This window comes from Pontibacter sp. MBLB2868, from assembly GCF_051904785.1.
Lineage (GTDB): Bacteria > Bacteroidota > Bacteroidia > Cytophagales > Hymenobacteraceae > Pontibacter.
The window spans coordinates 3,362,648-3,388,005 of record NZ_CP196710.1; the positions used below are offsets into that span (position 1 = coordinate 3,362,648).

Genomic DNA, 25,358 nt, shown 5'->3' on the forward strand with positions numbered 1-25,358 from the left:
TTCATAAGTATAGCCTAAATCGTTTGCTGTTGATCCTTTCGAAAAATGATCAGCGGAAAACGAGAAACGATATCAATAATGGTTAAAATAACTTTCGACGGCATCGAGGTAGAGGTAGAAGAAGGAACTACCATTCTGCAGGCTGCCAGAAAAATTGGTGGCGGTGTAGTACCTCCTGCCATGTGCTTTTACACCCCACTTAAAGGTAGTGGCGGTAAGTGCCGTGTGTGCCTTGTAAAAGTAGCACAAGGCTCTACCAAAGATCCACGCCCGATGCCGAAGCTTGTAGCCTCGTGTATCACACAGGTGCAGGAAGGTATGGTAGTAGAAAATACCACAAACGAAGAAGTATTGAATGCCCGCAAAGGGATTGTAGAAATGCTGCTGATCAACCACCCACTGGATTGCCCTGTGTGCGACCAGGCTGGTGAGTGCGACCTGCAGAACCTCTCCTACGAGCATGGAGTTAGCGCAACACGTTACGAGGAAGAGCGCCGTACTTTTAATAAAGTAGATCTGGGGCCATACATCCAGTTACACATGACGCGCTGCATCCTGTGCTACCGTTGTGTATACACGGCAGATCAGATCGCTGAAAACCGTGTGCACGGTGTGCTAGGCCGTGGCGACGCTGCTGAGATCGGTACCTATATTGAAAATGTGATCGACAACGAGTTCTCAGGTAACGTGATCGATGTATGCCCGGTTGGTGCACTAACAGATAAAACGTGGCGCTTTAAGAACCGTGTTTGGTTTACAAAGCCTATGGATGCACACCGCGACTGCCCTACCTGCTCAGGCAAGGTAACACTCTGGACGCGGGGCGAAGAAGTACTTCGAGTAACAGCCCGCAAGGATCAGTACAACGAAGTAGAGGAGTTTATCTGTAATACCTGCCGCTTTGATAAAAAAGAGGTAAAAGACTGGACAATTGAAGGGCCACGTCATATAGACAGCAGCTCTGTGATCTCAGCTAACCACTATGAATTACCGGTGGTTAATGTTCCGATCGTTCCAAATTTACCAGTATCCACTAAGAAAAACCTTCCACAGGAATAAAATGGAGTCTGTAGACCTATTATACAAAGCGATATACATTCTGGCTATCTTCGGTATCACCCTGCTGATAGCAACCTATTCAACATATTTTGAGCGTAAAATAGCTGCGTTTATCCAGGATCGTGTTGGCCCGAACCGTGCTGGTCCGCTGGGCTTGCTACAGCCACTGGCTGATGCAGGTAAATTGTTCTTTAAAGAAGACTTTATACCTACTAAATCAAGCAAGGCGCTCTTTATTATTGGCCCGGGTGTAGCTATGTTGGTGGCAACCATGTCAAGCGCAGTGATCCCTTTCGGAGATATTCTGATACTCGGTGGCCACGAAATAAAGCTGATGGCAATTGATGTCAACATCGGGGTACTCTATGTATTTGGAGTGGTTTCGCTGGGCGTTTATGGCTTGATGATAGGTGGATGGGCTTCTAATAACAAGTTCTCTTTGCTGGGAGCTATACGGGCGGCTTCTCAAAATATCAGCTATGAACTCGCCATGGGTCTTTCACTCATTGCAGTGCTAATGCTAAGCGGATCTTTATCACTTAGTGTAATCGCGGAACAGCAGCATGGCTTTAACTGGAACATCTGGTACCAGCCACTTGGCTTCCTGATTTTCCTGGTATGTGCTTTTGCAGAAACAAACCGTACCCCGTTTGACTTACCTGAAAGTGAGGCCGAACTGATTGGCGGATATCACACAGAGTATGGCTCCATGAAACTGGGGATGTACCTGTTTGCAGAGTATATCAACATATTTGTAGCGTCTGCTGTGATGTCTACTTTATACTTTGGCGCATATAACTTCCCGTTCATGGATGAGCTAAGGGAGTCTATCAGCGACCCGGTAGTAGCCAATAACGTGGTGACCTTGGTAGGCCTGGCAGCAATGTTCGCCAAAATATTCCTGTTCATCTTCTTCTTTATGTGGGTACGCTGGACGCTTCCGCGCTTCCGTTATGACCAACTGATGAAACTGGGCTGGCAGATATTAATTCCGCTTGCTATCCTGAATATCATGTTAACAGGTGGCGGTATTCTGCTGAAAGACTATTTATTTTAAACTATAGTACCGAAATTTGAATGTTGCCGGCGGGTAACCTGTTAAAGGTAAGAACCTGCAAATGCAATGTTCATAATCGAAATAGAGATGGAACCACTATCAAATAGAAGCAAGAAAGTGCAAAAAAGGGAAATGAGCTTTTCAGAAAGAGCTTACCTTCCTGCTATTGCGCAAGGTCTTGGAATAACATTAAAGCACTTCTTCAAAAAGAAAGCTACAATACAGTACCCGGAGCAAACGCGTGAACGCAGCGAGTTCTGGCGCGGATTACACGTTTTAAAGCGTGATGAAAAGGGTGCTGAGCGTTGTACTGCCTGTGGTTTATGTGCTGTGGCATGTCCTGCCGAAGCCATTACCATGACAGCCGGTGAGCGCAAGGCTGGTGAAGAGCACCTGTACCGCGAAGAGAAGTATGCAGTAACATATGAAGTAAATATGCTGCGTTGCATCTTCTGCGGACTTTGTGAAGAAGCATGCCCTAAAGCAGCAATTTTTCTTCAAGACGATAAAATTGCGCCGGCACGTTACGAGCGCGACGAGTTTATTTACGGCAAAGACCGCCTGGTGGAGCCCCTGAAAACTACAGAAACAAAATAACCCGATGACAGAGAACCTGTTTTATTTCCTGACTTCGCTTACGCTGCTTTGCGCCCTGATGGTGGTGATATCAAAGAACCCGGTGCACAGCGTATTATTCCTGATCATAACATTCTTTACGATCTCGGGCCATTACATTCTGCTTAATGCTCAGTTTTTGGCAGCCGTAAATATTATCGTTTACGCCGGAGCGATCATGGTGCTTTTCCTTTTCGTGATCATGTTCCTGAACATGGGTAAAGAGTCTGATGCGAAACTGAAAACATCTACCCTCAGCAAAATATCGGGTACAGTTGCAGGAGGTTTACTGTTTGTAGTAATGATTGCTGCCTTAAAAGATACTGAAATAGTAGGCTACAACCCGGACACATACAACTCACAGATCGGTATGGTTGAAAACCTCGGAGCAGTGTTGTTCCGTGATTATCTGCTACCATTTGAATTAGCTTCAGTTCTGTTCCTGGTTGCTATGGTAGGTGCCGTAATGTTGGGAAAGAAAGAAACAGGCGAGCAGCATTTTTAAAATCTGCCATTGCTTATAAAAAAAGAGGGGTGCTGCCATGGCAGCACCCCTCTTTTTTTATGGCTTCAGGACCACCCAAACAATGTGCAAGCCCGGAAATTCAGTTTACTGATAATACTATTGCTGTAAGGGCTCTTCCACAGCTAGTTCCACCTCCAGAAGTTCAGATCCTCCTTTATCATCATCAGACACTACAATAACGCTGTACTTACCATCCGCGTCCATTTTTTTAACGACCAAAGACTCCGCTTTACCTGTATAAAACGAACCATCCACATTTTTTAACTGAACAACAGGCACCTGTAACGGATTAGCCGGATCAGTAGCGTAAGGCAAAGAACGAAGATCGATCACTCCAATGAAACTGCCCAGCACTTCCCCATCATCAAGAGCATTTGGCGTGTCCTCTACAGATGCGGTAAAAAAAAGCTTACCATCTAAGGCATAAGCTCCGGAAAAACCTGCAATACGGTTCCCTAATCCCGGAAAATTAAAATGGTACACAGCAACTGCCGGGATGTCCTTCCCGGTAAGAATAAAATCTTTAAAAGCATTGGTGTCAAAGCGGAACAGCACATTTACGCCCGTGGCCAGTGGGCGTTGCATCAGGTAAGTATAGACATTATCCATGGCTAAACCCTCCAGGTTTAGCACACCTTCTGTTTCTATTTTCAATACTTGCTTCAGAAAGGTGTAAAAACGAGTCAGATCAAGCTCCTTTACTGCTACATTTTCCGATAAGTTCACTAAGTAGCCTTTGTTACGTGCTTTGCTTGCACCAGACCCCATCAGTAGCAGCATTTCATCACGCCCATACTTAAAATACGTCATGCTCTCCAGGTCTGGCTTTGTAGCTTTTGGTATCCGTCCGTTCACAAAACTACTTGTATCAAACAGCGCGTACTTTTGCATAACATTAAATTGAGCATCCAGCTGGTACAGGTAAGGTGTATCATCACCTAATACATAATAAAACCCTTGAGCTATTTCTAAACCTGAAGCAGAAGGAAGATTGCTGTAGTACTTTTTCTGCAACGTAGAGGCGGTGAGTTTCATATTGTCCATACGATGAGACATGGCAGGCCTATCTGAGGCAGCAGCGATAGGTTTTTCAGAGTTGCAGGCAGTAATAAGAGTAACAAAACCCAGAAGTATAAATAGTTTCAGGTGGCGCATAGATCGTGAGTATCAAAATTTACTTAAGCTACGCAAACATAAAGTAAAAGTATAAATCTGCGCATAATACAGCATCAGGAAATTTAAAGTGCAAAAGCAGGTATTAAGGGTTCAGATGTGTTACAAATGAGCCTGGCAGGGGCCGCCGCTTTACGAAGAAGAATAGAAATATGTTATGGATTTTACAAAAATGAGGATAACTTTGCAACTTGATTTTTGGACAGTAAATTTTCTTAATTCGTTCAGTCCCACAGAAGATGAACCACATACCTGAGGTAATCAGAACCATTCCATTAGAATACTATTTGTTCTTCAGCACCGCACTTTTTGCAATAGGTGTGATTGGTGTACTAACCCGTCGCAACGCGATTGTGATCTTTATGTGCGTAGAGCTTATGCTTAACGCCGTGAACATTTTGCTTACTGCACTGTCTGCCTACCGGGCAGATGCTAACGCGCAGGTATTCGTGTTTTTTATTATGGCCGTTGCAGCAGCTGAAGTATGTGTCGGGCTGGCCATTATAGTAATGACATACCGCAACATCCGATCAACAGATGTGCAATTGCTGAATTACCTGAAGTGGTAACAGCCCCTATTTAATCTGAATTAGCTTAAACAAATATACAGATGCAAGAAATTGTAATGCCGCTTAATAACCAGGGAATGGCACTACTTTGTCTGCTGGTTCCGATTCTGCCCCTTCTGGGCTTTATTCTGAACGGCCTGGGCAATCGCAAACTGGCAAAAGGCGTGGTAAGTTTAGTAGGATGCGGAACCGTACTGGCTTCCTTCCTGATCTCGATCTACCTGTTCTTAGATTTTACCGCTAATGGCAGCCGCGCCTACACTGTTGATTTCTATAACTGGATCTCGGTTGGTGAAATGCACATTGGCTTCTCTTTCCTGATCGACCAGCTGACGCTGCTGATGATGCTGATGGTAACAGGTATCGGATTCTTTATCCACCTGTACTCTGCAGGCTATATGAGCCACGATGAGAACTTCGGTAAGTTTTTCGCTTTCATTAACCTGTTCATGTTCTCGATGTTACTGCTCGTAATGGGCTCTAACTACGTGCTGATGTTCGTGGGCTGGGAAGGTGTAGGACTTTGCTCTTACCTCCTGATCGGCTTCTGGAACAAGAACACTAACTATAACAATGCCGCAAAAAAGGCTTTTGTAATGAACCGTATCGGTGACTTAGGCTTTTTATTAGGTATCTTCCTGATCTTTATCACCTTTGGCTCTGTAAGCTATCCACAAGTGTTTGCTGAGGCTGCCCGTTATACAGGAGGCATCGATTCCACTGTGATGATCGCCATTACCCTGCTCCTGTTTGTAGGTGCGATGGGTAAGAGTGCGCAGATTCCATTATTTACATGGTTACCAGATGCGATGGCGGGCCCTACTCCGGTTTCTGCCCTTATCCACGCGGCAACCATGGTAACGGCTGGTATCTACATGGTACTTCGCTCTAATGTGCTTTACGTACTGGCCCCAACTACACTCGAAGTAATTGCTATTATAGGGGTGGTTACAGCTGTAGTGGCAGCAACAATAGGCCTGGCACAAAACGATATTAAAAAGGTGCTGGCTTACTCTACTGTTTCACAGTTAGGTTACATGTTCCTGGCACTTGGTGTAATGGCGTTCTCGTCATCTATTTTCCACGTACTGACACACGCATTCTTCAAGGCGCTTCTGTTCCTGGGTGCAGGTTCAGTGATTCATGCCATGAGCAACGAACAGGATATTCGTAACATGGGTGGCTTACGCAAGTACCTTCCAATTACTTTTATCACCTTCCTGATCGGCACATTAGCAATAGCAGGTATTCCTCCGTTTGCTGGTTTCTTCTCTAAAGATGAACTGTTGGCGCATGTATGGGAACACAATAAAGTGCTTTGGGGCTTTGGTATGCTGGCCTCTTTCATGACCTCTTTCTATATGTTCCGCCTTGTGTTCCTGACTTTCTTCGGAACGTTCCGTGGTACTGAGTCTCAGAAAAGCCACCTGCACGAGTCGCCACTATCCATGACCTTGCCGCTGATTGTTCTGGCTATACTATCTACAGTAGGTGGTTTCCTTGGAATTCCTGCCGTGTTTGGTGAGAACATGCATGTGCTGCAAAACTACCTGGCTCCTATTTACAACTATGCACAGGTTGCCAATGCTGCTGCAGTAGCACCGCTGCACATAGATCATGCTACTGAATGGATGCTGATGGGTATATCTGTAGCCGTAGCAGTTGTTGCCGCTATTATTGCTTATGTGATGTATGTGAGCAAGAAAACAGTACCTGCACCGGAAGGTGAGCGTTTGTCTCCTATCCACAACCTGATCTACAACAAATATTATATCGACGAACTTTACGACACTATCATCGTGCGTCCGCTGATGTGGATGTCAACTGCTTTCCACCGTTTCCTGGATGTGATCGTGGTGGATGGCATTGTGAATGGCTTCGGCAAATTTGTGATGCAAAGTGGCCGTACCCTGCGTTACGCACAAAGCGGGGTTATCGGCTTTTATATTCTGGTGATGGTGTTCAGCATTGTCCTGATTCTATTTTTAAACTTCTTTATCGGTTAAGGTTCTAAGAAGATGATAATTACAGCTCTTATACTTTTCTGGCCTGCCTTAGCTGCACTTCTGGTGTTGCTGATAAAAGGGACAGGTGCCAAGAAAGTGGCTTTTATTGCAGCGCTTGTTGAGTTCGCGCTTTCTTTATTCGCTCTCTCTGGGTTTAACACTCAAAATGGCAGTACACAATTGGCGCTAAGCTTTCCGTGGGTGGAAAGTGCAGGCATCAACTTCAGCATCGGCATGGATGGCATCAGTTTACTGATGGTGCTCCTGACGACCTTCCTGGTGCCCCTTATTATACTTTCTTCTTACAAGCACGAGTATAAAAACCCGAATGCCTTTTACGCCCTGATCCTGTTTATGCAGACAGGCCTGATCGGTGTTTTTGTGGCAATGGATGCATTCCTTTTCTACTTCTTCTGGGAAGTAGCCCTGATACCGGTATACTTTATCGCTGCGATATGGGGTGGAGCTAACCGTGTTAAGGTTACATTCAAGTTCTTTGTATACACGATCTTTGGTTCGCTATTCATGCTGGCCGCTTTCGTGTACTTGTACCTGCAAACGCCCGGAACGCATACTTCTGATATAAACGCTTTTTATCAGCTTACACTCTCAGCAGAATCGCAGAGCTGGATCTTCTGGTTCCTGTTCATTGCATTTGCTATTAAAATGCCGGTGTTCCCTTTCCATACATGGCAGCCCGATACGTATACTGAGTCGCCAGCACAGGCTACTATGCTGCTATCAGGTATTATGCTGAAAATGGGTATCTATGGTGTTATTCGCTGGTTATTGCCTGTTGTTCCTTTTGGCGTAAGCCAGTGGGATGAAGTGGTGCTGGTATTAGCTATCATCGGAATTGTTTATGCGTCAATAATCGCCATCCGCCAGCGCGACCTGAAGCGCCTGATCGCTTACTCTTCCATTGCACACGTTGGCCTTATCGCTGCGGGTATCTTTACCCTGAACATGCAAGGTTTGCAGGGAGGCGTTATCCAGATGCTAAGCCACGGTATCAACGTGGTAGGTATGTTCTTCATCATTGACATTATCTTCAGCCGCACTAATACAAGAGAGATCACCAGCCTGGGAGGTATCACACAGAATGCAAAGGCTCTCTCCATCTTCTTTATGATCCTGCTGCTCGGTTCTGTGGCATTGCCACTTACAAACGGTTTCGTAGGAGAATTCCTGTTGCTGGCTGGTGTGTACCAATACAATGCCTGGTTTGGCGCTGTAGCAGGTTTAACCATCATACTTGGTGCAGTTTACATGCTGCGTATGTTCCAGGGTGTTATGTTTGGTGCTAAGTCTGAGTTCACAGAAACTTTTACAGACCTTAACCTGAACGAAAAAGCTGTACTTATCCCTTTGGTGATCATGGTGTTCTGGATCGGCTTATTCCCTAATACGTTCCTGAGCATTTCGGAACCTGCGGTTATGAATCTGCTGGGCATCATTAACCGATAGGCAGCTAAAGAATAGATTAAACAGTTTATCAGAAATACGACGACATGACTTCGATAATACTTCTATCCGTATTTGGCATCGTAAACCTCTTTGTAGGTTTTCTGAAGTCTAAGAGGATACTGTTGCCTCTGGCACTGCTTTTTCTGCTAACTGTGTTCGCTGTGAACCTGTTTAGCTGGAACGATACCCAGAGCTACTTCAATAACATGCTTACCATCGATAATTATGCGGTGGCTTTCACGGGCATCATGACGCTCACAACGTTATTACTTATCCCATTTTCGCAGCGCTATGTTGAGGAAAAGGATTCGAACCTGGCAGAATATTACAGCTTATTGCTGTTCTCGCTGGTAGGTGCCATCATGATGGTTAGCTACGAGAACATGATCATGCTGTTCGTGGGCATCGAAATTCTTTCCATTGCCATGTATGTACTGGCGGGCAGCAACAAGAAAAGCCTTCGCTCAAACGAGGCTGCCTTGAAATACTTCCTGATGGGGGCATTCTTCACAGGCATCCTGCTGTTTGGTATTGTGCTGATTTACGGAGCTACAGGTACATTTAATGTTACTGAGATTGGGGCTGCTCAGATTGCTACAGACGGCGTGATGAGTGCCATGTTTGTGCTGGGCCTGCTGATGGTGGTGATTGGTATTTCTTTCAAGATCTCAGCCGCACCTTTCCACTTCTGGACACCTGACGTTTACGAGGGAGCGCCAACGTTCTTCACCGCATTTATGTCTACTGTGGTGAAAACAGCTGGTGTTGCAGCTTTCTATAAATTGATGGCAGCAGCTTTTGCAGCATCTTACGTTACCTGGTTCCCGACCCTGATCGCGATCACAGTGCTTACACTTGTAGTTGGTAATGTTGGAGCCGTTATCCAGACTAGCGCAAAGCGCATGCTGGCTTACTCCAGTATCTCACATGCAGGTTACCTGTTAATGTCTTTGATCGCCTTCAACGAAAAGTCTGACTCTTCGATCTTTTTCTATTCACTGGCTTATTCTACCGCAACAATTGCAGCCTTTGGTGTTATGAAAATGGTGGCAGCACAGAGAGGCTCCGAGAAGTATGATGCTTTCAGTGGTTTAGGCAGAACAAACCCGCTACTGGCATTTGCCATGACAGTTTCTATGTGCTCGTTGGCAGGTATCCCCCTTACAGCAGGATTCTTTGCTAAATTCTTCGTGTTCTCTGCCGTGCTTCAGGATGCCAGCCTGATGTGGCTAATTGTTATTGCAGTTATACTTGCAGCAGTTGGTATCTATTACTATTTCCGGGTTGTAATTGCCATGTACATGCAACCAGCTGGCAATTACGAAAGAATACAGGTGGGCAGCTTTGCCTCTTTTACCCTGATCTTCATTACAGTGCTTACCATCTTATTAGGTATTGCACCGGCTTTGGTTAGCGATATCCTATAACAACATATTTTATTTTTAAACAGAAGCGGCTGCCCTCCAAGGCAGCCGCTTCTGTTTTATCCCTAACCCAATTGATACTTCCGGTCAGTGGGACTCAGCGCTTCCATTTAGCAGCCAACCCTCACCATACTTTTACCTTACAGCTAAAGCTTTTGCCTACACCAATGCAATTATAAGCTACACATAATTGTAAAGCTTGTGTAAACATCAGTCATGGGTTTATACACAGCACTTATAAACTATAGTTATCCACATATCAACAGTAAAAGAGAGCAATTACCAAAAATTAAAAATTTACTGAAGAAAATGAGGCCATAAACACAAGACTTATCCACAATGCAGATGTTAACAAGTAGTAGAATGTGGATAAACAAACAGGCCTGCCTCCAGTTAAGGAAGCAGACCTGTTTGTTTATGTTGATAAGCAGCGCTTAGTGCTGCGGCACATTCTTCAATTTAATGTGTAATTCATCAAGTTGATCACCCGAAATTGTAGAAGGCGCATCAATCATTACATCACGTCCAGAATTGTTTTTAGGGAAAGCTATGTAATCACGGATGGAGTCGGAGCCGCCAAACAAAGAGCATAACCTGTCGAAGCCAAAAGCGATACCACCGTGAGGAGGAGCGCCATATTCAAAGGCATTCATCAGGAAGCCAAACTGCGCCTCTGCTTCAGCGTGTGAGAAGCCAAGGAGCTGGAACATCTGTTCCTGTAACCGGCGGTCGTGTATACGAATAGAACCGCCGCCAACCTCAACACCATTTATTACCATGTCGTAGGCATTAGCTCTTATATCACCCGGACGGTCATCGATTAACTCAATGTCCTCTGGTTTAGGAGAGGTAAAAGGGTGATGCATGGCATGGTAGCGCTGAGCATCTTCATCCCACTCCAGTAGTGGAAAATCTATCACCCAAAGAGGAGAAAACACATTTTTGTCACGTAAACCAAGCCTGTCTCCCATCTCCAGGCGAAGCTCATTAAGTGCTTTACGCGTTTTATCTTTGTTACCGGCAAGAATCAATAACAGGTCGCCAGGCTTTGCACCAAAAGCATCTGCCCACTCCTGCAGGTGTTCCGCAGAATAGAATTTGTCTACTGAAGATTTAATTGAGCCATCTTCATTCACACGGGCATAAACCAATCCGGTCGCACCGATCTGTGGACGCTTTACAAAGTCAGTCAGCTCATCCAACTGCTTGCGTGTATAGTAAGCTGCCCCTTTTGCATTGATACCAACAACTAATTCAGCATCATCAAAAACTTTAAAGCCTTTGTTCTTTACAAGAGCATTCAGCTCTACAAACTGCATGTCGAAACGCGTATCCGGTTTATCAGAGCCGTAAAACTTCATAGCGTCTGCATAGGTCATGCGCGGCAGTTTGCCCAAGTGGATTCCTTTCACTTTCTCAAACAAGTGTGCTATAAATCCTTCAAAGGTATTTAAGATGTCTTCCTGCTTCACAAAAGACATCTCACAGTCTATTTGTGTAAATTCAGGCTGACGGTCAGCTCGCAGGTCTTCGTCGCGGAAGCATTTAACGATTTGATAATATTTATCAAATCCGGATACCATCAACAGCTGCTTGAAAGTCTGAGGCGACTGTGGCAGGGCATAAAACTCACCCGGGTTCATACGGCTTGGTACCACAAAATCGCGGGCACCTTCCGGAGTAGATTTAATTAGCACCGGAGTCTCCACCTCAATAAAGTAATGGTTATCAAGGTAGTTGCGTGTTTCACGCATCATGCGGTGGCGTAGTTCCAGGTTGCGACGGACAGGGGCACGGCGCAGGTCCAGGTAACGGTACTTCATACGCAGGTCATCACCGCCATCGGTTTCATCTTCTATCATGAATGGCGGTAACTTGGCCGGGTTCAGTACTTCTAGCTTGTGTACAACTATCTCAATATCCCCTGTGGGTATTTTGTCGTTTTTAGAATAACGCTCAACTACCTTACCAATGGCTTTGATCACATACTCACGGCCAAGGCTACGTGCCTGATCCAATAAAGCGGGTGGTGTTATTCCATCTTCAAAAGTTAATTGCGTAATGCCGTATCGGTCACGCAGGTCAATCCAAAGCATACCGCCTTTATCGCGCTGACGCTGTACCCAACCAGTCAGGATCACTTCTTCACCAACATTTATGAGGCGTAATTCGCCGCAAGTATGAGTTCGGAGCATAGTTTTGTAATCTATAGTTTTATGCAAATGTACTAATTGTATTTTCGTTTACTTTAACAAACACAAAGATGTTATTCCAACATTTCGTGTGCTGTCTCCACATTATTTACCTGGATGGCATCAGGCTTCAAGGCAATCATTTTAGAAATCCTGGAGCTTGATTTGCCACCAAACAATACCACCTGCAGCCCTTTCTGCTTTGCCCGTAGCATTTGTTCAGGGCTGATATCCTTCCCATCAATGCAGATACCATTTAGGTTATGAGCAAGTGTGAGTTTGAATGTTTCTTCAAAACCAAGGTCAGCATCGGCAATAAGTATGGCTTCCGGCTCCACTTGCCTGAATGCCTCCAAAAAAGCGGGATCAGGAGAAATAAAGGCCAGCTTGTTGAGAGGGTAGTTATATTCTTCTAACAGTGCCACCAGAGATTGCGCATAACTCAAATGGCGCTCCGGGTTATAGTTTCTTAAGTCGATGTGCAGGTAAGGCAGCTCAGGGTAAGTCGCGAACCGCTGCAGCATCTGCTCTAGCGTAACGATACTTTCATCCTGAAACAGGTCATAGAAAATACCACCGCTATACTCCAGGCCCACAACATCAGAGGCATTGTGCTCCTCTATCATACCTGTCTGCTCCGTCATGGACTCCAGGGTAGCATCATGATAAAGGATAAAAACACCATCTTTACTTAATTGCACATCTACTTCTACTCCGTCAGCACCATGTTTCTCAATAGCTTTAACTATAGAGCCCATGCTATTTGCAGGAAGAGGATTAAAAGGGTTAAGAGGCGAAAGGAAGCCAGAACCAGCATGCCCAAGCAAAAGAACCGGGGCATCTGAATACTCTGCTCTGCCAGCAGGCAGAAAGAAGGCAACTATAAATACTAGTAAAAACAATCCCGCTGAAAATCCTAACAACGTTTTCCTGGACCTGTTCACAAGATTTAGCCTGTTCGATTTGACTTTACTGCTCAATTTTCTGCTTATAGTATAATAATAAAGCGAAGGTAACACCAAATCTTTTTAAATACCCTTAAATTTACAGCTGAACAAACCAGTATTATGTCAGGCACAACAAAATCAACTGTTTCTAAAGCTTTTACCGCTGATGCGGCCACTCTTGGCCAGCCGCAGGAACAGTATTTAATTCCGCTATCCGTTATACTTATAATCGCATTTGTTATACGCATGCTGGCGGCGTTCTTCTCACAAGGATTTGCTTTTAGCGATGACCATTTTGACGTAATTACTATCGCACAGGGCTGGCTGGATGGCTTACCACTATGGCTGAACGAGCCAATGCCTCCTCGCCACAGTATGTTGTATGTCCTGATTCATTATGGGATATTCTATACAATGGAATACCTGGGTGTATATAGCCCCGAGGTTAAGATGACGGTGGTACGCGTGCTGCACGGGCTTTACTCTTTACTGATAGTGTATTACGGCTATAAAATAACTGAGAGGCTATCAAATAAGGCAAATGCCAGGCTGGTTGGGCTTATGCTGGCCCTGGTCTGGTTCATGCCTTTTATGAGTGTGCGCAACCTGGTTGAAATGGTTTGTATTCCGCCTTTTATGGCAGCTTTTTACCTGATGCTGAAAGGGGAACAGAGTGATCGAAAACGCCTGATGCCATACTTTTGGGCTGGGGTCCTGTTTGCGCTGGCCTTTACGCTGCGCTACCACACCATGCTTTTCGGGGCAGGTGCCGGTGTGGTGCTTCTTTACCGCAGGCAGTGGCGCGAGGCATTCTCTTTAATGGCCGGTTTCCTTGTAGCGGCTACAGCCGTACAGGGTACTATCGATGTCATATTTTTTGATTATCCATTCCACTCTATTGTAGCTTATTTTCTGTATAACACCGAAAACGCTTATAACTACAGCACAGGCCCTGTTTATCGCTTTGCCTTAACCATACTTGGGTTCCTGGTTCCGCCGGTAAGCGCATTCCTGGTAGTGGGCTACTTTCGCACCGCTAAACTGGCCCCTAAGATGTTTTGGGGAGGATTGATATTCTTTGTGGCACACTCGCTGTTCCCGAACAAACAAGAGCGCTTTATTTTACCATTACTGCCCCTGGTCATGATCCTTGGAGTGATTGGCTGGCAGCAGTATGCACGAAATTCACGGTTTTGGCAGAATCGGAGAAAGCTACTGGCGGCCAGCTGGATATTTTTCTGGGTGCTTAATTTAATTGCCGCCGTTGGCCTTGCCTTTACTTACACCAAGAAGAGCCGCGTAGCTCCTTTGGTTTACCTGTCTGAGAAGCAGGATATGGATGCTGCTGTACTGGACTTTGGCAACCATAGCGTAAAAGCGCCTCCTCTTTTTTACCTGAACCGTATCAGCGTGGATTATGATCTTTATGTAACAGACAAGGACATGGTGTGGGCTGATTATCTACAAGGAAAGAAGCAGTTGCCAGAAGAGTTCGCCATGATCTATACATTGAACGGAGACAAAACAGTTGCCACTCTGGACTCCGCTATTCAATCCACACCTTATAAGCCCGACTATGTGGTAGTAGTTGGCACTGATGATATGGAAGAACGCATGGCACGTCTGCACAGCCTGTTCCCTAACCTGAAGCTGGAGCACGTTATCTCACCATCTTTATATGATAAGCTCCTGCACTTCCTGAACCCACGTGTGCACAAGGATGAGCAGGTGAATATTTATAAAATTATAGAATAAAAAAAGGCCCGCTTTTTTGAAAAGCGGGCCTTTTTTTATTCTATAATTCACCTGAAATACATTCATTTAGATGTGCTAGACACTATGTGAATATTATCTGCTTGCTTAATCGCTACCGCGGAAAAGTATACAGGTAATTGATAGAGAAATTCCAGAGAAACACGATTACAATAGCACAGAACTTGGCTACATAAAAATTTAGCCGCATAAAGCGCTCTGTAAGCAGGTAAATGATCAGGTTGTTAAGCAGCAGGCCGATCAGCGCTACCCCCAAAAATTTTGAGTATTGCCATCCGATCTCAGGGTCCTGACTGTTGAAGGTCCAGATCCGGTTAAAAATGAAGTTACTGGCACTGGCAAGTATAAAACCCAGGCTATTCGCCACATACTTGTTCCAGTGTAGCTTTTCTTTTGCTACGTAGGTCACGCCAAAATCTAGCAAGAGGCCGGAAAAGCCTACAATTCCAAACTTCAGAAATTTCAAAAAAAGACTTTGTAAGTGTACAGGCATCAGGTTTTACTTTCAGAGCTGCTCTTATTTGCCTGAACCGGCACACAGCAAGAGTACAAAAATAACAGACATTGCTGTGGCTACCAAACCCGCTGCCGCTAATCTCCTCCCCCAAGCATCTTTATCATTGATTAACAAGCATCTGCTTCTTTATACTCTTTGTCGATAAATGCTGTGTGTTAGTATAGTTTATTTTGAATACCAGCTAAGAATTATTTAACTTATTAACAGTAAGTTACACCTAACCAATCGAAACCATGGAATTAGTCATAACCAATCTCTCCAAAACGTATCCTAATGGTACTAAGGCGTTAAAGAACATCAACCTTACCATTCCTAAAGGCATGTTTGGCTTACTTGGCCCTAACGGTGCAGGAAAATCATCGTTGATGCGCACCATTGCCACACTGCAGGAGGCTGACCAGGGTAGTATTATGCTCGGTGGCCTTGATGTGCTGCGCGAGAAAGAGGAAATGCGGAAGGTGCTGGGCTATCTGCCACAGGAGTTTGGTGTATATCCAAAAGTTTCGGCCGAAGAGATGCTGGACCATTTTGCGGTTCTTAAAGGTATCAGCAACACAAAAGAGCGAAAAGAAATTGTACAGGCCCTGTTGCAACAAACCAACCTGTATGATGTGCGCAAAAAGAACCTGGGAGGTTACTCAGGAGGTATGAAACAGCGCTTTGGTATTGCCCAGGCTTTATTGGGTAATCCCAAGATCATCATTGTGGATGAGCCAACTGCAGGCCTGGACCCTGCTGAGCGAAACCGATTCCACAACCTGCTCAGCGAGATCGGTGAAAATATCATTGTAATACTCTCTACGCACATTGTAGAGGACGTTACCGACCTTTGCCGCAACTTTGCCATTATAAATAAAGGGGAAGTACTCCTGGAGGGTGACCCGTTACAGGTGATCAACAACATAAGCGGGCGTATCTGGCGCAAGTTTATCCATAAAAGTGAACTGGCCCAGCATCAGTTGCAGTATGAAGTCATTTCTTCGCGCCTGTTTGCCGGCAAAACCATCATCCATGTACTGGCAGATGTACAGCCAGGCCCCGACTTCGAGGCAGTTGCCCCAGACCTGGAAGATGTATACTTCAGCAAAATACATGAGGCTGCTATGCGGGAGCATGCAGAGCCGGAAGCACTGGCGGTTAACTAACGTCCTTATTATATCCCCCACCCAAAACCCATACCTGGAAGGGATATTGCCCCATAACTCTACTCCATAGAGAAGTGGGTTCATAGCAATTGCAAAAGGCTTTAGACTAACACCCGAGCATAGCTGTAGTAAAAAATCTAAAAATCATCAATTATAACACTGAAGAGCATGTTTAAAGAAATATTCTTGTTTGAACTGAAGTACAGGCTAAAGCGGCCTGCTACTTACATATACTTCGGTTTATTATTCCTGATGGCCTTCCTGGCGATGTTGGGCCTGGCAGGGGCATTCGGAGGAAACATAATTATCGGGGATGCCAGCGGGGGAAAAGTATACGCTAACTCCCCTTACCAGATCAACTGGATCGTGACGCTGCTTAGCTGGTTTGGTGTGCTGATCACTTCCGCGATGATGGGAACACCAATCTTCAGAGATTTTGAGCACAAGACCCATTCGCTCTACTATACTACCCCCATCAGTAAGGCTGGGTATTTATTTGGCCGCTTTTTCGGGTCTTTCCTGATCACTCTTTTCGTATTTCTGGGTGTGGCGTTGGGTGCCTGGGCAGCGACAATCATGCCGTGGGTAGAGCCCGATAAGATTGGTCCGTTTAACCTGATGTGGTACCTGCAGCCGTACCTGACAATTATCATCCCGAACCTTATACTTACAGGCGCCATCTTTTTCACGCTGGCTACGCTTACCCGCAGTGCACTTTCCATTTACGTTGGCGGTGTGATCTTTCTGGTTTTGTACGGCGTTTCCAGTAGCCTAACCGGCGACCTGGACAATGAAACGATTGCCAACTTACTGGATCCGCTTGGTGCGTCTGCCATCTATTATACCCAACGTTACTGGACTACTGCAGAGCGTAATACGCTTATGCTGCCATTTAGCGAGTACGTGTTAATTAACCGCGCCCTCTGGACAGGCATAGGCCTTGCGCTTTTAGCCTTCTGTTATTTCCGTTTCAGCTTTTCTTTTGCAAACACAGGCATAAAGCTGTTCCGAAAGCGAAACAGTGCAGAGGCAGCCGGCGCATTTGTACCTTCAGAGCGTCTGTCTTTACCCAAGGTCAACCAATACTTCTCGTTTAAGCATAGCTGGCAGCAGTTTCTCAAACTGACTAAATTAGAGTATAAAGGAGTTGTAAAAAGCATCTATTTTCTGTCAATTACCCTGGCTGGTGTTATTTTCCTCTTCGTGTCAGGGTCGCAGATCGGGAAGATGTATGACACTAACTTTTTCCCGGTAACATCGCAGGTGGTACAGATCCTGAGCGGTACGTTTGCCCTGTTCTTCCTGATCATCATCACGTTTTATGCCGGTGAGCTAACCTGGCGTGAGCGCGATAACAACATCAACCAGATTTACGATGCCCTGCCCATTCCTAACTGGGTTCCTTTTGCCTCCAAACTAGTGGCGCTGGTACTGGTGCAGGTTACGCTGCTGTTTGTGATCATGGCCTGCGGCATTCTCATACAAACTGCAAAGGGCTATTATAACTATGAACTGGATATATACTTTAAGGGCCTCTTTGGTATACAACTGGTAGAATATGTTATGCTTTGTGTGCTGGCTATGCTGGTGCAGGTTATTGTGAACAACAAATACCTGGGCCACTTTATAATGGTGGTGTACTTCCTGTTAAACATCTTTAAAGGACAATTAGGCTGGGAGCACAACCTGTACAGCTTTAACTCTGATCCGGGCATCACCTATTCGGCGATGAATGGGTACGGACATTTTGTATGGCCTTTTACTGTCTACAAAATCTACTGGGCAGCCTTTGCGCTCTTGCTTGCCGTACTGGCAAACATGCTCTGGATTCGCGGAACAGAATCGATGCTGAAATGGCGCTTTAAATTGGCAGCGCTGCAACTTAACAGACCAACTATGGCTGTAACAGGTGCTGCAATGGCAATTTTTATGGTTACAGGTGGATACATATATTATAATACCAACATCCTGAATACCTTCCGGAACTCAGACCAGCAGGAGGAACGCCAGGCTGCATTCGAGAAAACCTACAAAAAATATGATGGTATTCCGCAGCCCCGCATCACTGACGTTAATTTAAATGTGGACATATATCCAAAAGAGCGTGCATTTGCCTTTCAGGGATATTTCTGGCTCAAAAACAAACACAGCCAACCCATTGACTCCATACATGTGATGTTGGATGACGCAGCCGAGATCAAGAAGCTGGAATTTACGAAGGAGGCCAAGCTGGTGCTGGATGATAAGGACAACGGGTATTACATCTATAAGCTCAGTAAGCCCCTGCAGTCCGGCGACTCGGTGCGGTTAAACATGGATTTGCTCTATGAGACAAAAGGGTTTAGAAACAGCGGCTCCAACACAGGCATTGTGTATAACGGAACCTTCATTAACAGCCAGTATCTTCCTAAAATTGGTTATCAGAGTGCTGTAGAGCTTGGTGACGATGACATACGTAAAGAGCACGGGCTTGAACCTAAACCACGTATGGCCGATGTGAATGATGAGGAGGCTCGACAGAACACCTACATCAGCAACGAAGCCGACTGGATAAACTTTGAAGCAACGGTAAGTACCATACCAAGCCAGATTGCTATTGCCCCTGGATATTTGCAAAAAGAATGGACGAAGGACGGCCGCCGCTATTTCCATTATAAAATGGATGCCCCTATCCTTAATTTCTACTCGTTTCTTTCAGCGGAGTATGAGGTTAAAAAGGATAAATGGGTAGGCAAAAATGGTAAAGAGGTAGCCATTGAGATTTACTACCACAAAGACCATACTTATAACCTTGACCGCATGGTGAAAGGGGTTAAAAAGTCGCTGGATTATTTTACAGAGAATTTTAGTCCGTACCAGCACCGCCAGGTCCGGATTCTGGAGTTTCCGGCTTATGCTTCATTTGCACAGTCCTTTCCGAATACTATTCCATTCTCCGAGTCAATTGGTTTTATAGCGGATGTGGACGACAGTGATCCGGAAGATATTGATTACCCATTCTACATTACAGCCCATGAAGTGGCGCATCAATGGTGGGCACACCAGGTTATTGGCGGCGATGTGCAGGGGTCTGTATTGATGTCTGAGACCATGAGTCAGTACAGTGCCCTGATGGTGATGAAACATATGTATGGTGAGGAGCAGATGAATAAATTTTTGAAGTATGAACTGAACTCCTACCTGGTAGGGCGCACAGCAGAAAGCAAAAAAGAAATGCCTCTTTATAAGGTTGAAAGTCAAGGATATATACACTACAGAAAAGGCAGCGTAGTGATGTATGCGTTGGCAGATTATATCGGTGAAGACAAGTTGAACAAAGCCCTGCAGAATTACATAAAAAAAGTTGCTTTCCAGGAAGCGCCCTATACAAATTCTATAGAGTTTATGCAGTATATTCGCGCCGCCGTTCCGGACTCGATGCAGTACCTTGTTACCGACATGTTTGAAAATATCACACTGTATGAGAACAAGACCACTGATGCGAAGTATGAAAAGCTTAAGAACGGGAAGTATAAAGTAACTTTTACAGTAGATGCTAAAAAACTTTATGCGGATAGTTTAGGTTCTGAAAGCGAAGCTACCATGAATGACTGGGTTGATATAGGCGTGTTAGCCCGCGAGAAAACGAAGGGTCATTGGCAGGACACTCCGCTTTACCTGAAAAAGCACAGGCTTAAAGCTGGTGAGAATAAATTTGAGTTTACAGTGGATAAGCTTCCGGCAAAAGCTGGTGTTGATCCATATAATATACTGATAGACCGAAATCCGTCAGATAATACAAAGACATTATCGGAAGGCTGATCCAGCAACGATAATAGGCATACTTGTTTAAGGTGAGATGTAAGTAAGTAAAAGCCTTTACGCTCCAAAAATCTAAGTGACGTTAAGGAGAAGCCATACCTGCTGGGTATGGCTTCTTTTTTTACTCCTAATTAGTTTTTCCTCTACTTAAACATTCCACCAAGCTTATCGCCCAGCCCTTTGCCAAGCGTATCTTTTAGCTTCCCTCCCACCAGGCTGCCCAGTATATCTGACTGGCCCAGGTTTTCAGAAGCCATTTTACCGGATATTTTCTGCATGATAAAGTTTATAGCGAACGGAGCCACCTGCTTGGCAATATTTTCCGGAATGCCGAGTTTGGTAGTTAGGTCCGAAATATATTTTTGAATCACATTATTAGTGGCTGGACTCTCTGCTGTACCCTTATTTCCTTTCAATACATCCATGAACCCTCCCAAATCCCCGCTACCGGCTCTCTGTTTCACTTCGTCCATCAGGTTATCCTTAGCCAGATCTACTGAACGATTAGCCGTATCCGGCTGCAACTGAAATTTATCCTGAAGTTCACCTGTAAGCTGTCCTTTTACCTGGTTTATAATGTTCTCTAGCATCATTAATGTAGTATAGCGTTTAATAAAATTTATTTCTTCTATAGTAACGTCTATCCTGCAAACAAGATACCTGCATCTGTTATCCTCATTGTTTTTCTGATGTTACAACTTTGGCAAAATTCTTGTTTTGAAAAGGTAAGCACTTCAATCTGCTCAATATTTTATAGCTTTGTCTCTCTACCCATATGAATATGCGTTATTTAGCCTTTTTAGCAATCTTATTAATCGCTGGCGTTGCCCTGGCCCAGCCAAAACTGAAAAAATTTCAGATCAGCAAAGAGATCTCGGTGATGTTACCGAAAGATTTTTCGCCATTATCTGATGATGACATAGCCCGGGAGTTTCCGGCTACAACAAAACCACTGGCTGTGTACGCCAGCCCTAATGGTCAGGTAGATTTTAGCGTTACCCAAAAATTTACGCAGTTCAGGTCACGCGACCTGCAAATGCTTCAGGAGTTCTACAAGGCAAACCTGATGGAAAAGTTCACCGACATTGATTTCATCAGAAGTGAAGTTGTAGAGATCAAAGGGGAGAATTACATTGTCTTTGAGTTTGTATCAAAACTAGCTGACGAACGCGGTGCTACTAACCTGAAGCCTGTTCAGAAGTATAGCATTATACAGTACCTGATAAAGGGAAACCAAATTATGATCTTTACCATGCATGCGCCTTTTATGTTAAAAAACGAGTGGCAGCCTGTTATGCGGGAGGTAATGAGTTCTATCAAATTCAAAGCTTAGACTTACGTGTAGCTAATATCTTCAAAAGCCCTTCCTGTACAGGAGGGCTTTTTGCTTTGGGGCTCCTGTTACACTTCCATCTAAACTGATATGTAATGATAGCTTTTCCTAAACTCCAGAACTTGTAACTTTGTACTTATGGAAACAGACTTTTTATCTCTTTACAGCGACGAATATTTTATGCAGCAGGCGTACCAACAGGCACAACAGGCATTTGCCGAAGGGGAAGTGCCGATTGGAGCTGTAGTGGTAAGTAACAACCGTGTTATTGCCAAAGCATATAACCAGACGGAGAAGCTAAACGACGTAACGGCACACGCCGAAATGATTGCCTTTACCGCCGCAGCAGAGTACCTGGGCAACAAGTACCTGCACGACTGCACGCTTTATGTAACAGTAGAGCCATGCGTTATGTGTGCGGGTGCCAGCTATTGGGCGCAGCTAAAGAGGGTGGTTTTCGGAACATCAGAGCCCAAACGTGGTTATAGGCGTGTTGGTAATTTATTGCACCCAAAAACTGAAATGGTAAGCGGCATTATGGCACATGAGTGTGCCGACCTGATGTCTACTTTCTTTGCGGGTAAAAGAAATTAACTATATTTGAAACGACGACGTACACTTTAATCACTTAGTACGATATCATTTTTCACACATAAAACATATATAAAACTATGGCTTTCGAACTTCCGAAACTACCTTATGCTTATGACGCTTTGGAGCCGCATATCGATGCGCGCACCATGGAAATCCACCATACAAAACACCACCAGGCTTACACAGACAACCTGAATAAGGCTATTGCCGGCACTGACATGGAAGGCAAGTCTATCGAGGAAATCATGCGTAGCGTGAAAGAAGACAATAAACCTGTTCGCAACAACGGTGGCGGTTACTACAACCACAACCTGTTCTGGACAGTGCTTTCTCCGAACGGAGGTGGCAAGCCTTCAGGAGAACTGGCTGATGCTATTGACTCTGCCTTTGGTTCTTTCGATCAGTTTAAAGAGAAATTTAACGCTGCCGCAGCTACGCGTTTCGGATCAGGATGGGCCTGGTTGTGCGTGAGCAAAGGCGGAAAATTAGATATCTGCTCAACTCCTAACCAGGACAACACTTTGATGTCGTTTGCAGAAGGATGCGGTGGTCAGCCAATTCTTGGCCTGGATGTATGGGAGCATGCATACTACCTGCACTACCAGAACCGTCGTCCCGATTACATCAGCGCATTCTGGAACGTAGTGAACTGGGATGAGGTATCTAAGCGCTACAACGAAGCGAAGTAGTCTTAATACAGACAATAGATACAGGGCAGAAGACTTAAGACTTTTGCCCACTAACAGAAAACCCCTGCCAGCAATGGCAGGGGTTTTCTGTTAAAAGCTTTTTTAGTATTTATTCTAATAATCAGAAACGCAGATCAGACTATTTCTGCGCCACCTGGTCATGTCTTGCCTTATAAGAAGCGACACCGGCATCCAGAAACTTCACAAAGTTATTTACATTAAGGTCGTAGGCAATAGGTTTCACGAGCACGTTCTCGTTCTCATCCATCAGCACATAGTATGGCTGCGCATTCACGTTAAACTTCGTGATCTGGTAATCAGCGTATTTCTTACCGATGGTGGTTTTCTCTTTATTGTCGTAACTGCTGGTATACCATTCGCTTTGTGGCAGCTCTGTTCGGTCATCCACATAAAGAGCGGCTATCACATATTCTTCCCGCAGGCGCTTCAGTACAGCCGGGTCCGACCACACATTCTGCTCCATCTCGCGGCAGTTCACACAACCATGGCCTGTAAAATCGATAAAGATTGGCTTACCCTGCTCTGCTGCACATTTCTTGGCCTGTTCCAGGTCGAAGTACCCTTTCAAGCCATGCGGTAAATGCAGGAACTCACTGTACTTTGGCGTTTCACATACTTCATTTGCGCCTACAGCTGCTACTGCACTGCCTCCACCACCCTGGCGTACAATGTTACCAATGTCAAAGTCCTGGGTTGTTTGTGGCGGCAGATAACCTGCCAATGCATTGAGCGGCGCCCCGAACATACCAGGTACAAGGTAAACCACAAAACCGAATGTTAAGATCGCGAAAAATAAACGCGGCACACTGATGTGTTTCAAATCAGAATCGTGAGAAAACTTCAGCTTACCCAACAGGTAAAAGCCCATCAAAGTAAAAATTACGATCCAGAGGGCCAGGTATACTTCGCGGTCAAGAATACCCCAATGATAAACCTGGTCCGCAATGCTTAAAAACTTAAGAGCCAGTGCCAGTTCTATAAAGCCCAGCACCACCTTAACCGAGTTAAGCCACCCTCCTGATTTTGGTAATCCGCTCAGCCACGAGGGGAAAACTGCAAATAAAGTAAAGGGCAAGGCAAAGGCCAGTGAGAAACCGAACATACCCACAACGGGCCTGATAGTCTCACCTCCGGCAGATGCCACCAGTATACTTCCTACAATAGGCCCTGTGCACGAAAAGGAAACCAGCGCCAGTGTAAAGGCCATGAAGAATACCCCAATCCAGCCACCCCTGTCAGCTTGTGAGTCTACTTTAGTAAGCCAGGAGCTTGGCAGTGTGATCTCGAACATGCCAAAGAATGACATGGCAAATACCAGGAATATCAGGAAGAAAAGTATGTTTGGCAGCCAGTGGGTGCTAATAAAGTTCGCCCCGTCGGCCCCAAATAGTTTGGCTACGATCGTACCTATTAATGTATAGATGGCAATGATGGAAAGGCCATAAACCAAAGCCTTTACGATACCCTGTGCACGGCTGCCACTGCTGTTAGTGAAGAAGCTTACCGTCATGGGTACCATCGGGAAAACACAAGGCGTAAGCAGTGCCACCAAACCAGAGCCAAACGCAACCAGCATAAATGCCCATAAGCCACCATCTTTCACGTTAGCAGGGGCAGTCTCCGGAATGGCTTTTACTATTGTATCACCTGCTTCTGGGGTTCCTTCAGCTGTACCAGGTGCCAGAGTATCATTTGCAGCTAAGGCCGCCGCCGTATCTGGCGCTGCATTGGCCGCATCAGTTGAAGTACTTACATTCTTACTGGCTTCCTGCTCCGTGGCACTCCCAGCTTTTTCGTTAGGAGCGGGCCTGGCTTCTGGGTTAGCTGCAGCAACAACGTTGATCTGCTTGTTCGTGAAAGTAAAATCGTCCTCAAAAGGAATACAACGGCCATCCACATCCGTACAAACCTGGTATTCAAAGTTTCCTTTTACCAACAGGTCAGGTTTTAAAACCCTTATCTTTTGTCGGAACTGTGCTTTGCCTGTAAAGTAGGTATACTCCCCTTCCCAAAGGTCATCATACTTTTTCTTAGGATTTACAGGCACCAATTTACCTACCAGCTCATAAGTTGGGTTTTTCTGAAACTTGAACACCGTTACCATCGGCCCGAGTTCAGGATCAAAGTCAGAGGAGTATAAGTACCAGTCTTTATCAATTCTGGCATTAAAGATAAGTTCTACTTCTTCGCCAACTGCTACCTGCTTTTTAGAGGTTTCGAAGCTCCAGGTAGCTGGCTTCAGCACCTGTGCCTGTACAGCTGTTATAAAAAAAAGAAGTAGCCAGGTGGCAGTCAGTATTTTTGTAATGATGATTTTATTCATATACATGTATCACAAACTTTATTGAACCCTCACTTAGGCTCTGGTACTACAAAAGTAGGTAATTTTGCCTTGATGTTTTGGATGGATTTCCCAACACAGAAACCATTCAGATAAACAACATGACACG

General features: G+C 45.1%; 20 protein-coding genes. 14 read left to right on the forward strand and 6 right to left on the reverse strand.

Annotated elements, in window-relative coordinates; translation table 11 throughout:
• Positions 1-78 precede the first annotated feature (78 nt).
• The 4 genes from ACSX1A_RS14365 (at position 79) to ACSX1A_RS14380 (ending at position 3,236) form a co-directional block, all read left to right on the forward strand.
• Positions 79-1,059: a 2Fe-2S iron-sulfur cluster-binding protein gene (locus ACSX1A_RS14365; RefSeq protein WP_439880336.1), complete on the forward strand. Its 981-nt coding sequence runs from the start codon at positions 79-81 to the stop codon at positions 1,057-1,059.
• 1 nt (position 1,060) lies between these two features.
• Positions 1,061-2,116 carry an NADH-quinone oxidoreductase subunit NuoH gene (nuoH, locus tag ACSX1A_RS14370; RefSeq protein ID WP_439880337.1) on the forward strand — a complete coding sequence of 352 codons (1,056 nt, stop codon included), beginning with the start codon at positions 1,061-1,063 and terminating at the stop codon, positions 2,114-2,116.
• Positions 2,117-2,203: 87 nt separating this feature from the next.
• On the forward strand, positions 2,204-2,713 hold the full coding sequence (locus ACSX1A_RS14375) for a NuoI/complex I 23 kDa subunit family protein (protein WP_439880338.1): 510 nt from the start codon (positions 2,204-2,206) through the stop codon (positions 2,711-2,713).
• Positions 2,714-2,717: 4 nt separating this feature from the next.
• Positions 2,718-3,236, forward strand: coding sequence for an NADH-quinone oxidoreductase subunit J family protein (locus ACSX1A_RS14380; RefSeq protein WP_439880339.1), 519 nt, complete (start codon positions 2,718-2,720; stop codon positions 3,234-3,236).
• Positions 3,237-3,353: 117 nt separating this feature from the next.
• Here the strand turns inward: ACSX1A_RS14380 and ACSX1A_RS14385 are convergent, their stop codons facing one another.
• A complete protein-coding gene (locus ACSX1A_RS14385; RefSeq protein WP_439880340.1) occupies positions 3,354-4,412 on the reverse strand; it encodes a DUF6929 family protein in 1,059 nt (352 codons plus the stop codon).
• Between the two features lie 257 nt (positions 4,413-4,669).
• On the opposite strand from ACSX1A_RS14385, the gene nuoK reads away from it, so the two are divergent.
• The 4 genes from nuoK to ACSX1A_RS14405 are packed head-to-tail and all read left to right on the forward strand — an operon-like array spanning position 4,670 to position 9,899.
• Entirely contained in the window at positions 4,670-4,999 is a 330-nt protein-coding gene (gene nuoK / locus ACSX1A_RS14390; protein ID WP_439880341.1) for an NADH-quinone oxidoreductase subunit NuoK, read from the forward strand.
• 41 nt (positions 5,000-5,040) lie between these two features.
• Entirely contained in the window at positions 5,041-7,005 is a 1,965-nt protein-coding gene (gene nuoL / locus ACSX1A_RS14395; RefSeq protein WP_439880342.1) for an NADH-quinone oxidoreductase subunit L, read from the forward strand.
• A gap of 15 nt (positions 7,006-7,020) precedes the next feature.
• On the forward strand, positions 7,021-8,472 hold the full coding sequence (locus tag ACSX1A_RS14400; protein WP_439883560.1) for a complex I subunit 4 family protein: 1,452 nt from the start codon (positions 7,021-7,023) through the stop codon (positions 8,470-8,472).
• 44 nt (positions 8,473-8,516) lie between these two features.
• Positions 8,517-9,899 (forward strand): NADH-quinone oxidoreductase subunit N, encoded by a 1,383-nt coding sequence (locus ACSX1A_RS14405; RefSeq protein WP_439880343.1) that lies wholly within the window; start codon positions 8,517-8,519, stop codon positions 9,897-9,899.
• A gap of 431 nt (positions 9,900-10,330) precedes the next feature.
• Here the strand turns inward: ACSX1A_RS14405 and aspS are convergent, their stop codons facing one another.
• Together aspS and ACSX1A_RS14415 are read right to left on the reverse strand one after the other, a co-directional pair.
• Complete coding sequence (aspS, locus tag ACSX1A_RS14410; protein WP_439880344.1) at positions 10,331-12,091, reverse strand: aspartate--tRNA ligase; 1,761 nt, start codon at positions 12,089-12,091, stop codon at positions 10,331-10,333.
• 71 nt (positions 12,092-12,162) lie between these two features.
• Positions 12,163-12,990, reverse strand: a complete 828-nt coding sequence (locus tag ACSX1A_RS14415) for a glycerophosphodiester phosphodiesterase (RefSeq protein WP_439880345.1) — start codon at positions 12,988-12,990, stop codon at positions 12,163-12,165.
• Positions 12,991-13,155: 165 nt separating this feature from the next.
• Here ACSX1A_RS14415 and ACSX1A_RS14420 point away from each other — a divergent pair, with 165 nt between their 5' ends.
• Positions 13,156-14,790: a glycosyltransferase family 39 protein gene (locus ACSX1A_RS14420; RefSeq protein ID WP_439880346.1), complete on the forward strand. Its 1,635-nt coding sequence runs from the start codon at positions 13,156-13,158 to the stop codon at positions 14,788-14,790.
• A gap of 112 nt (positions 14,791-14,902) precedes the next feature.
• Here the strand turns inward: ACSX1A_RS14420 and ACSX1A_RS14425 are convergent, their stop codons facing one another.
• Positions 14,903-15,274 carry a GtrA family protein gene (locus tag ACSX1A_RS14425; protein ID WP_439880347.1) on the reverse strand — a complete coding sequence of 124 codons (372 nt, stop codon included), beginning with the start codon at positions 15,272-15,274 and terminating at the stop codon, positions 14,903-14,905.
• Between the two features lie 284 nt (positions 15,275-15,558).
• Between ACSX1A_RS14425 and ACSX1A_RS14430 the strand changes: the two genes are divergently transcribed.
• The gene (locus ACSX1A_RS14430; RefSeq protein ID WP_439880348.1) at positions 15,559-16,470 is read left to right on the forward strand and encodes an ABC transporter ATP-binding protein; all 912 of its coding nucleotides are present in this window, start codon (positions 15,559-15,561) and stop codon (positions 16,468-16,470) included.
• Between the two features lie 168 nt (positions 16,471-16,638).
• The gene (locus ACSX1A_RS14435; protein ID WP_439880349.1) at positions 16,639-20,271 is read left to right on the forward strand and encodes a M1 family aminopeptidase; all 3,633 of its coding nucleotides are present in this window, start codon (positions 16,639-16,641) and stop codon (positions 20,269-20,271) included.
• A 143-nt stretch (positions 20,272-20,414) separates the two neighbouring features.
• On the opposite strand, the gene ACSX1A_RS14440 is transcribed toward ACSX1A_RS14435, so the two are convergent.
• Positions 20,415-20,864, reverse strand: coding sequence for a hypothetical protein (locus tag ACSX1A_RS14440; protein ID WP_439880350.1), 450 nt, complete (start codon positions 20,862-20,864; stop codon positions 20,415-20,417).
• 188 nt (positions 20,865-21,052) lie between these two features.
• Here ACSX1A_RS14440 and ACSX1A_RS14445 point away from each other — a divergent pair, with 188 nt between their 5' ends.
• The 3 genes from ACSX1A_RS14445 (at position 21,053) to ACSX1A_RS14455 (ending at position 22,887) form a co-directional block, all read left to right on the forward strand.
• Entirely contained in the window at positions 21,053-21,604 is a 552-nt protein-coding gene (locus ACSX1A_RS14445; protein WP_439880351.1) for a hypothetical protein, read from the forward strand.
• 138 nt (positions 21,605-21,742) lie between these two features.
• Positions 21,743-22,198, forward strand: coding sequence for a nucleoside deaminase (locus ACSX1A_RS14450; RefSeq protein ID WP_439880352.1), 456 nt, complete (start codon positions 21,743-21,745; stop codon positions 22,196-22,198).
• A gap of 77 nt (positions 22,199-22,275) precedes the next feature.
• A complete protein-coding gene (locus ACSX1A_RS14455; protein ID WP_439880353.1) occupies positions 22,276-22,887 on the forward strand; it encodes a superoxide dismutase in 612 nt (203 codons plus the stop codon).
• 139 nt (positions 22,888-23,026) lie between these two features.
• On the opposite strand, the gene ACSX1A_RS14460 is transcribed toward ACSX1A_RS14455, so the two are convergent.
• Positions 23,027-25,237, reverse strand: a complete 2,211-nt coding sequence (locus tag ACSX1A_RS14460; protein ID WP_439880354.1) for a cytochrome c biogenesis protein CcdA — start codon at positions 25,235-25,237, stop codon at positions 23,027-23,029.
• Positions 25,238-25,358: the final 121 nt, after the last annotated feature.

Excerpts from the sequence above, each read along its gene's own strand:
- ACSX1A_RS14365 (WP_439880336.1), top strand. The coding sequence starts at position 79 with ATGGTTAAAATAACTTTCGACGGCATCGAGGTAGAGGTAGAAGAAGGA.
- nuoH (WP_439880337.1), top strand. The coding sequence starts at position 1,061 with ATGGAGTCTGTAGACCTATTATACAAAGCGATATACATTCTGGCTATC.
- ACSX1A_RS14375 (WP_439880338.1), top strand. The coding sequence starts at position 2,204 with ATGGAACCACTATCAAATAGAAGCAAGAAAGTGCAAAAAAGGGAAATG.
- ACSX1A_RS14380 (WP_439880339.1), top strand. The coding sequence starts at position 2,718 with ATGACAGAGAACCTGTTTTATTTCCTGACTTCGCTTACGCTGCTTTGC.
- ACSX1A_RS14385 (WP_439880340.1), bottom strand. The coding sequence starts at position 4,412 with ATGCGCCACCTGAAACTATTTATACTTCTGGGTTTTGTTACTCTTATT.
- nuoK (WP_439880341.1), top strand. The coding sequence starts at position 4,670 with ATGAACCACATACCTGAGGTAATCAGAACCATTCCATTAGAATACTAT.
- nuoL (WP_439880342.1), top strand. The coding sequence starts at position 5,041 with ATGCAAGAAATTGTAATGCCGCTTAATAACCAGGGAATGGCACTACTT.
- ACSX1A_RS14405 (WP_439880343.1), top strand. The coding sequence starts at position 8,517 with ATGACTTCGATAATACTTCTATCCGTATTTGGCATCGTAAACCTCTTT.
- aspS (WP_439880344.1), bottom strand. The coding sequence starts at position 12,091 with ATGCTCCGAACTCATACTTGCGGCGAATTACGCCTCATAAATGTTGGT.
- ACSX1A_RS14420 (WP_439880346.1), top strand. The coding sequence starts at position 13,156 with ATGTCAGGCACAACAAAATCAACTGTTTCTAAAGCTTTTACCGCTGAT.
- ACSX1A_RS14430 (WP_439880348.1), top strand. The coding sequence starts at position 15,559 with ATGGAATTAGTCATAACCAATCTCTCCAAAACGTATCCTAATGGTACT.
- ACSX1A_RS14435 (WP_439880349.1), top strand. The coding sequence starts at position 16,639 with ATGTTTAAAGAAATATTCTTGTTTGAACTGAAGTACAGGCTAAAGCGG.
- ACSX1A_RS14440 (WP_439880350.1), bottom strand. The coding sequence starts at position 20,864 with ATGATGCTAGAGAACATTATAAACCAGGTAAAAGGACAGCTTACAGGT.
- ACSX1A_RS14445 (WP_439880351.1), top strand. The coding sequence starts at position 21,053 with ATGCGTTATTTAGCCTTTTTAGCAATCTTATTAATCGCTGGCGTTGCC.
- ACSX1A_RS14450 (WP_439880352.1), top strand. The coding sequence starts at position 21,743 with ATGGAAACAGACTTTTTATCTCTTTACAGCGACGAATATTTTATGCAG.
- ACSX1A_RS14455 (WP_439880353.1), top strand. The coding sequence starts at position 22,276 with ATGGCTTTCGAACTTCCGAAACTACCTTATGCTTATGACGCTTTGGAG.
- ACSX1A_RS14460 (WP_439880354.1), bottom strand. The coding sequence starts at position 25,237 with ATGTATATGAATAAAATCATCATTACAAAAATACTGACTGCCACCTGG.